Origin of the sequence: Mycobacterium sp., from assembly GCF_049280035.1 — a bacterium.
GTDB lineage: Bacteria > Actinomycetota > Actinomycetes > Mycobacteriales > Mycobacteriaceae > Mycobacterium.
Genome location: NZ_JBAPPI010000542.1, coordinates 1 through 7,279 on the forward strand (window position 1 = coordinate 1; position 7,279 = coordinate 7,279).

Annotated in this window: 5 protein-coding genes; 2 read left to right on the forward strand and 3 right to left on the reverse strand. The window is 65.4% G+C overall.

Translation table 11 applies throughout. The annotated features are described in order from the left end of the window. Positions 1-1,316 (reverse strand): NAD(P)H-hydrate epimerase (locus WAN71_RS17605; protein ID WP_422226562.1); only part of this gene is annotated, 1,316 nt, incomplete at its 3' end. A gap of 88 nt (positions 1,317-1,404) precedes the next feature. Here WAN71_RS17605 and WAN71_RS17610 point away from each other — a divergent pair. After that, the gene (locus tag WAN71_RS17610) at positions 1,405-2,331 is read left to right on the forward strand and encodes a class I SAM-dependent methyltransferase (RefSeq protein ID WP_422226563.1); all 927 of its coding nucleotides are present in this window, start codon (positions 1,405-1,407) and stop codon (positions 2,329-2,331) included. Here the strand turns inward: WAN71_RS17610 and WAN71_RS17615 are convergent. Further along, positions 2,318-2,527: a hypothetical protein gene (locus tag WAN71_RS17615; RefSeq protein ID WP_422226564.1), complete on the reverse strand. Its 210-nt coding sequence runs from the start codon at positions 2,525-2,527 to the stop codon at positions 2,318-2,320. The two genes, WAN71_RS17610 and WAN71_RS17615, sit on opposite strands and share 14 nt — an antisense overlap. 47 nt (positions 2,528-2,574) lie before the next feature. Between WAN71_RS17615 and WAN71_RS17620 the strand changes: the two genes are divergently transcribed. Further along, positions 2,575-4,509, forward strand: coding sequence for a flavin-containing monooxygenase (locus WAN71_RS17620; RefSeq protein ID WP_422226565.1), 1,935 nt, complete (start codon positions 2,575-2,577; stop codon positions 4,507-4,509). Between the two features lie 30 nt (positions 4,510-4,539). On the opposite strand, the gene WAN71_RS17625 is transcribed toward WAN71_RS17620, so the two are convergent. Next, a partial coding sequence (locus WAN71_RS17625; protein ID WP_422226566.1) for an ATP-binding protein occupies positions 4,540-7,279 on the reverse strand: 2,740 nt, incomplete at its 5' end.

Consider the following 7,279-nt stretch of genomic DNA (forward strand, 5'->3'; position numbering starts at 1 on the left):
TGCACGAAGGCCGCAGCGGCTGCGGCTTCGCCTGCCGGCAGCCCCGCCGCCAGCAGAGCGCCGGTCATCCCGGACAGCACGTCGCCGGACCCGGCGGTCGCCGCCCAGGACTGTCCTGCCGGGTTCAGATAGACCGGCCCGCCGGGCTCGGCGATGACGGTGACGTTGCCCTTCAGCAACACGGTGACCCCGAGCGCGTCGGCGAGCTTACGAGTGGCGCCCACCCGGTCGTCGCCGGGCGGGGCGCCGGCCAGTCGGGCGAACTCACCGGCGTGCGGCGTCAGCAGGGTCGGGGCGCGACGGCCGCTGACCATGTCGGGATGAGCCGCCAGGATGGTCAGCCCGTCGGCGTCGACCAGCACCGGCAGGTCGGTGCCTAGCGCGAACCACAGTGCGGCAGCGCCGGTCTCGTCGGTGCCCAGGCCCGGCCCGACGACCCAGGCCTGCACCCGCCCGGCCGCCACCGGGGTGGGCGACGCGATCACCTCGGGCCACTGCGCGAGCACCTCGCTGTGCGCGCTGCCGGCGTAGCGGACCATCCCGGAGGTGGCCGCCACGGCGGCGCCGGTGCACAGCACCGCGGCACCCGGATACGTCGATGAGCCGGCCATCACCCCCGTCACACCTTGGGTGTACTTGTCGTCGTGCGGTCCGGGCACCGGCCAGCGCGCAGCCACGTCGGCAGCATCGAAGCCCAACACGTCGGTCTTGGGCAGGTCCAAGCCGATGTCGATGAGGCGGACACGGCCGCAGTCACCCAGCGCGTGTGCCGGTTTCAGGCCGCCGAAGGTGACGGTCAGCGCGGCGTGTACAGCCGGACCGGTGATCGCGCCGGTCGCCACGTCGACGCCGCTGGGGATGTCAACGGCGACAACCGGAATCGCCTTGGCATCGACGGCTTCGAACACATCGGCCGCATCTGGTCGCAGCGACCCTGAGCCGGAGATGCCCACGACGCCGTCGATGACTAAATCTGTTTCTGCAGAGATCTTTTCGACGATCCGGCCGCCAGCCTTGCGGAACGCCGCCAACCCCTTCTGGTGGGTGCGTTCCGGTTTGAGCAGTATCGCGTCGGCGGCCGCGCCGCGGCGGCGCAGGAAGGTTGCCGCCCATAGTGCGTCACCACCGTTGTCGCCCGAGCCGACGACCGCGCATACCCGGCGTCCGGCAACCCCGCCGGTACGGGCGATCAGCTCGCCGATGATCGCGGTGGCCAGCCCGTACGCCGCCCGCCTCATCAGCGTGCCCTCGGGCAGGCTGGCCAACAGCGGCGCTTCGGCCTCGCGGATCGCGTCAGCCGAGTAATAGTGCCGCATCTCGCCCAGATTACGTGTCCGGGAACGCGGGTACAGTCGATTAAACAAGCTAAATATCCAGGCAGCATGACATGCAGGAGGTGCTGACATGGCACGGACCGACAACGACACCTGGGACCTCGCCACCAGCGTGGGCGCCACCGCGACCGGCGTCGCCGTCGGGCGCGCGCTGGCGAGCCGGGCGGGCAACCCACTGATCAACGATCCCTTCGCCGAGCCGCTGGTTCGTGCGGTGGGCGTCGACTTCTTCACCCGCTTGGCCACTGGCGAATTGAATCCGGCCGAGGTCGACGACAACGGCGAGTGGGGCATGCAGCGAATGCGGGACATGATGGCTGTGCGCACTCGGTTTTTCGACGACTTCTTCGTCGAGGCAACCAACGGCGGAATCCGCCAGGCGGTGATCCTGGCATCGGGGTTGGATGCCCGCGCTTACCGGTTGCCCTGGCCGGCCGGGACGACGGTCTATGAGATCGACCAGCCAGCGGTCATCGAGTTCAAGACCACTACCCTGGCCGACCTGGGCGCCGCCCCCACCGCCGACCGCCGCTCGGTGGCTATCGATCTGCGTCACGACTGGCCGGCTGCGTTGCGCGGAGCCGGTCTTGATCCCACCCAACCCACCGCGTGGAGCGCCGAGGGCTTGATGCCCTTTTTGCCGCCAGAGGCCCAGGATGCGTTGCTGGACAACATCACCATGCTGAGCGCAGCGGGTAGTCAACTGGCCACCGAGAGCATGCCGGACGCCAGCCAGGCGGTGCCGATGATGGCCGACCGGATGCGCCAAGCCACCGAACGCTGGCGTGATCACGGATTCGACCTGGAGATGACCGATTTGTGGTACGGCGGTGACCGCAACGATGTGGCCGACTATCTGGGCAGCCACGGCTGGAACGTTTCGGCCATCAGCGTTGCCGATTTGTTTGCCGCTCACGGGCTTTCGGTCCAGACAAACAACGACGAAGAAGCGGCTATGTCCGCCGGGCTCGGCTACCTGACCGCTATCCGGACTTAGGCACAACGAACAGCTGGGTCGGATTCACCGGTGGCCTGCCGCGCGTGCGGGCTATCGGATAGAACAGCAGGCCGATGAAGATCGACGAGAAGTGGCCGATCGCAGTGAAGTTCGGATCGATGATCAGCGGGACGGTAAAACGCTTCGGATCGTCCCTTGATCGAGTACGACGCTCGGCGTATCGTTTTAACGTCAATTACGCAACCGTGCGTATCGTAATTGGGGCTTACGGAAGGATTTGCCTTGAAACGCAGCCGCTACGCCGGCCAGCCTTTCACCACTTCCACCGCCGACATTGCCGCAGCGCTTGAGCAAGTCAGCATCCCAACCCTGCTGCTGTCGCTGCTGCACATCACTGGCGATCCCCGCTTCATCCGGGACTTCAAACCTGCCGGGATCTTTCTCAACGAGGTCCAGGGATTTATGTCCGAGGAGGACAAAGCGCGCGCTCGGGCGGAAGCGCTACCGGTGATCGCCGCCTACCGCGACCGTGGTTGTCCCGAGCCCGCGGCGCTGCCGCGGGAGCTGATCAAAGAAATGATGGACTGGGCGGTCTGTGAGACCGTGCCCGAAGATTATCTGGCACTGCTCGCCGAAGAGATGGATCTCGACGGCACCGATCCGCGCCGCCCGGCGCCGTTGGACCCTGATCGCGCGGCGGAAGTGCCCGTTGTCGTTATCGGATGCGGCGAATCTGGAATTCTGGCTGGAATTCGTTTGAAGCAAGCCAATATTCCATTCACCATCGTGGAGAAGAACACCGGTCCCGGTGGAACCTGGTGGGAGAACCGCTATCCGGGCGCGCGTGTCGATGTGGCAAACCATTTCTACTGCTACAGCTTTGAGCCGAGCAACGACTGGACGCACTTCTTCGCCGAACAGCCAGAGCTGCAGAAGTACTTCACCACGGTGATGGACAAACACGGTCTCGGCGACCACGTGCGCTGGCAGACCGAGGTTGTTGCCGCCGAGTGGGACGACGAGGACGGCATGTGGACGGTCACGGTGCGCGAGCCCGACGAGGGTTTTACCACGATGCATGCTCGCGCCGTCATCACCGCAGTCGGCCAGCTAAACCGGCCCCACATACCGAAATTCGAGGGTGCTGCGACCTTTCGCGGGCCGTCGTTTCATTCCGCGGAGTGGGACCACTCGGTCGATCTGACCGGTAAGCGCGTGGCGCTGATCGGGGCCGGCGCCAGCGGCTTTCAGATCGCGCCCGCCATTGCCGACGACGCCGAGCACCTCACCGTTTTTCAGCGCACCGCCCAGTGGATGTTTCCCAACCCGATGTACCACGAGTCGGTCGGCGACGGCGTGCGCTGGGCGATGGACCACCTGCCGTATTACGGGCGCTGGTACCGGTTCCTGGTACTTTGGCCCGGCTCCGACAAAGGGCTCGACGCGGCGCGGGTCGACCCGGCCTACCCCGATCAGGACTACGCGGTCAGCGAAATCAACGCCGCCGCGCGCATGATGTTCACCGACTGGATCACCAATCAGGTTGACGGAGACCAGGATCTGCTGACCAAGGTGCTCCCCGACTATCCGGTCACCGGGAAGCGGACGCTGCAGGACAACGGCACCTGGCTGCATACGCTGCGCCGCGACGACGTCGCCTTGGTGCGCAGTCCCATCCAGCGGATCACTCCCGACGGCGTCGTCACCGCCGACGGCACCGTCCACGATGTCGATGTGATCGTCTACGCCACCGGGTTTCGGCACACCGATGTGCTGTGGCCGATGGCCATCACTGGCCGGGACGGGGTCGACTTGCACCGCGTGTGGGGCCGGCGACCATACGCGTACCTGGGTATCACAGTTCCGGGGTTTCCCAACTTTTTCCTCGTGTACGGACCGGGCGCACATCTTGCCCATGGCGGCAGCCTGATCTTCAACTCCGAGCTGCAGATGCGCTACATCAACCGCTGCCTGGCGCAACTTGTCGAGGCGAACATCCACTCGATTGAATCGACCGCCGAAGCGGCCAGCGCCTGGCATCAGCGCACTCAGGCCGAAATCAAGCAGATGGTGTGGTCGCACCCAGCGGTCAAACACTCCTATTTCAAAAATGCCGACGGGGAAATCCACACCGTCAGCCCGTGGCGGCTCAACGAATACTGGGCGGCAACCCGTGAGCCCGACTGGTCGCAGTTCGTCGTGCGCAAAGTCCTGTGAAAGACAGCCCGACTCGGCTCAACCGCTGCCCTAGCGTTCACCCGGCCCGCGGCCGGGCATCGCATGGGCGATCGCTTCGTCGGCCGAAAGGGCGGCACCCTGTGCCCACGCGTTCTTAAAGTCCTTGTTTCCCATGGCTTCTCGTAAGTCGCCAACCGCCGCATCGTAATCGGCGTCGTAGATCTTGAAGCGGACCTGGCCAGTGCTATCCCGGATTGCCTGCGCTGAGCCGAGTAGCCTAGCCGCTTCACGGTAACTACCCGAGTCGGCGACCATCCCTGCTAGGCACTCGATGACATCGGGAATCGTCAGGTATGCCTTGGTTTCTGCGGCGATCGCGAGCGCATCGTGGGCGTCACGCTCGGCCTGCTCGAAGTCACCCTGTGCGATCGCCACCCGAACACGCGTGGCCAGCGCAATCATCCGATGCGCTCCCGACGTCACCGAAACGGCCTTGTCGGCCCCCCGGCGCGCTGCGCTCACATCGCCTTCTGCCAGCTCAGCCTCGGCCATCGGGTAGACGTTTCTTGTCAGAATCGTCAACAGCAGGGGCTGCCCAGACACCTCCCATCCCGCTTCGGTAGCGGCTACCGCCGCAGCAACATCGCCGGCCGCCAAGCAGGCATTCGCCAATGCCCCGAAGCCAAAGCTCTGTTGGACGCCTGCGAGGGACGCGGTGAGCTCGATGGCCACCTCCGCGGCGGCACGCGCACCGCTCGTATCACCAAGGTAGGCAAGCGTATGGCCTAGGGATACTAAGCTGCCCGCCCTTCGCACCGAGTCGTGAGCCGCCTGGGCATCGGTCGCCACGTCGGTGAGCTGTGCGGCGGCTCGCGCCAAATCTGCGCTAATCCATTGCGCCATCCCGATGCACCAACAACATAGCCGCGATTGGAAGCCGTTACCGAGCGCATCGGAGAGGTCGCGCCCTTCTTCGGCGGCCGCGCATGCGGCGACCGGGTCGCCCGCGAAGAAGGCCGAATACGCCTGCCAGCCAAGGATCTGGGCCAACCGCCACTCATCGCCGACTGAGCGGGCGAGTTCGATCGCCTCCTCAAAGAAGGGTAGGGCAACTTCGAAGTTGAAGGCGTGGACAGCGCCGCAGGCGAGCAGCGCCCGGGCAAGCAGCGCCGGGTCGTCGAGTCCGCGTGCGATCGCCAGCGCGTGTTCGGCCAGATCCACGCGAAAAAAGTTCCCCGTATAAAAGTCGAGCAATGCCTTGTCGGCCAGTGCCCCTGCACGCGCAGGCGCCGCCAACGCCGGGTCGTCGACAAGAACCACGTCAAACCAGGCCAGCCCCTCTAGCGCCCGGCCCCGCAGCCATAGCGGCAGCAGCGATGAGGCCAGCCGTAAGGCGAGCTCGCTATCGCCGTTTTCCCGACTCCACTCGAAAGCGGCACGTAAATTGTCGATCTCGCCTTCCGCGTGCTCGATCTGCTGCTGATGACTGCCGGACGCGGGGGCGTCGAATAGCGCGGTGTAATGGTCGCGGTGCCGGGTGTGCACCATGTCGGCCTCGCCGGATTCGTCGAGTTTTTCCAGCGCGTACTGACGCACCGTCTCCAACAGCCGATACCGCGTGTCGTGTCGGTTGACGTCGGCCACCACCAGCGACTTGTCCACCAGCGACGAAAGTTCGTCGCGGATCTGGTAGGGCGGCGCGTCAGCATCACCGGCGACTGCCTTCGCGGCATCCAGCTCGAATCCCCCCATAAACACCGCCAGCCGGCGAAGGACTAGACGTTCGGGCTCAGGCAACAACTCGTGCGACCAGTCCACCGAGGCGCGCAGGGTCTGCTGGCGCGGGACCGCGGTGCGGGCCCCGCCGGTCAGCAACCGGAAGCGGTCGTGCAGACCGTCGATGATTTCGTCAAGCGACAACGAGCGCATCCGCGCTGCCGCCAACTCGATCGCCAACGGCACCCCATCCAAGCGCTGACATATCTCGGCCACTACTGCCGCATTGTCCGCAATGTCGAAATCGGGCCGGGCTAAGCGGGCGCGGTCGGCGAACAACTCGATCGCGTCATCGGTCAGCGACAGCGACGGTGTCGACCACGTCACCTCACCGGCCACCCCGATCGGTTCACGGCTCGTCGCCAAAATTTTCAATCCCGGACAAGCACCCAACAGTGCAACGAGAAGCGCCGCACAGGCGTCCAGCAGATGCTCGCAGTTGTCCAACACCACCAGCATCTGGCGCTCCCCGATGAATCTCAGCAGGTTGTCCATGGTGGAGCGGCCGGTCTGATCGGGCAGTTTCAGCGTGCGCGCCAACGCGACCGCGACCAGGTCAGGATCGGTGATCGGCGCCAGATCCAGCCACCACACTTCGCCGCCGAATGCGTCAGCGAGCTGGGCGGCCAGCTCCACTGCCAGTCGGGTCTTGCCCACGCCACCGGCACCGGTGAGGGTCACCAATCGCTTGGCGGAAGCCAGCTGCCGCAGCTCGTTGATTTCACCCTGCCGTCCGACGAAAGTCGTCAACTGCACCGGAATAGGGCCACCGACATCTGTTTTGCTCGTGCGAAGCGGGGCGAGCGCCACCGGTGTCGACGCCGCGCCAGCCTCGGGAGCCGGAATGCTCGCCGGTGACTCGTGAACGGGTGTTGCGTTAGCAAGATCTCTCAACCTGGTAATGGTCCGGTCCATGCCTGCAGACAGGTTGTCGCGGCTGCTGAGCATTTCCAGGATGTCGCGCCCGCCTTGTCGCTCCTCGGGATCGACCGAACGGAGAGCAAGGTCCAGTTGGTGGACGATGGTGCGTTGT

What these genes read in the sequence shown, in the direction of transcription:
- WAN71_RS17610 (WP_422226563.1), top strand. Translation starts at nt 1,405, where the DNA reads ATGGCACGGACCGACAACGACACCTGGGACCTCGCCACCAGCGTGGGC.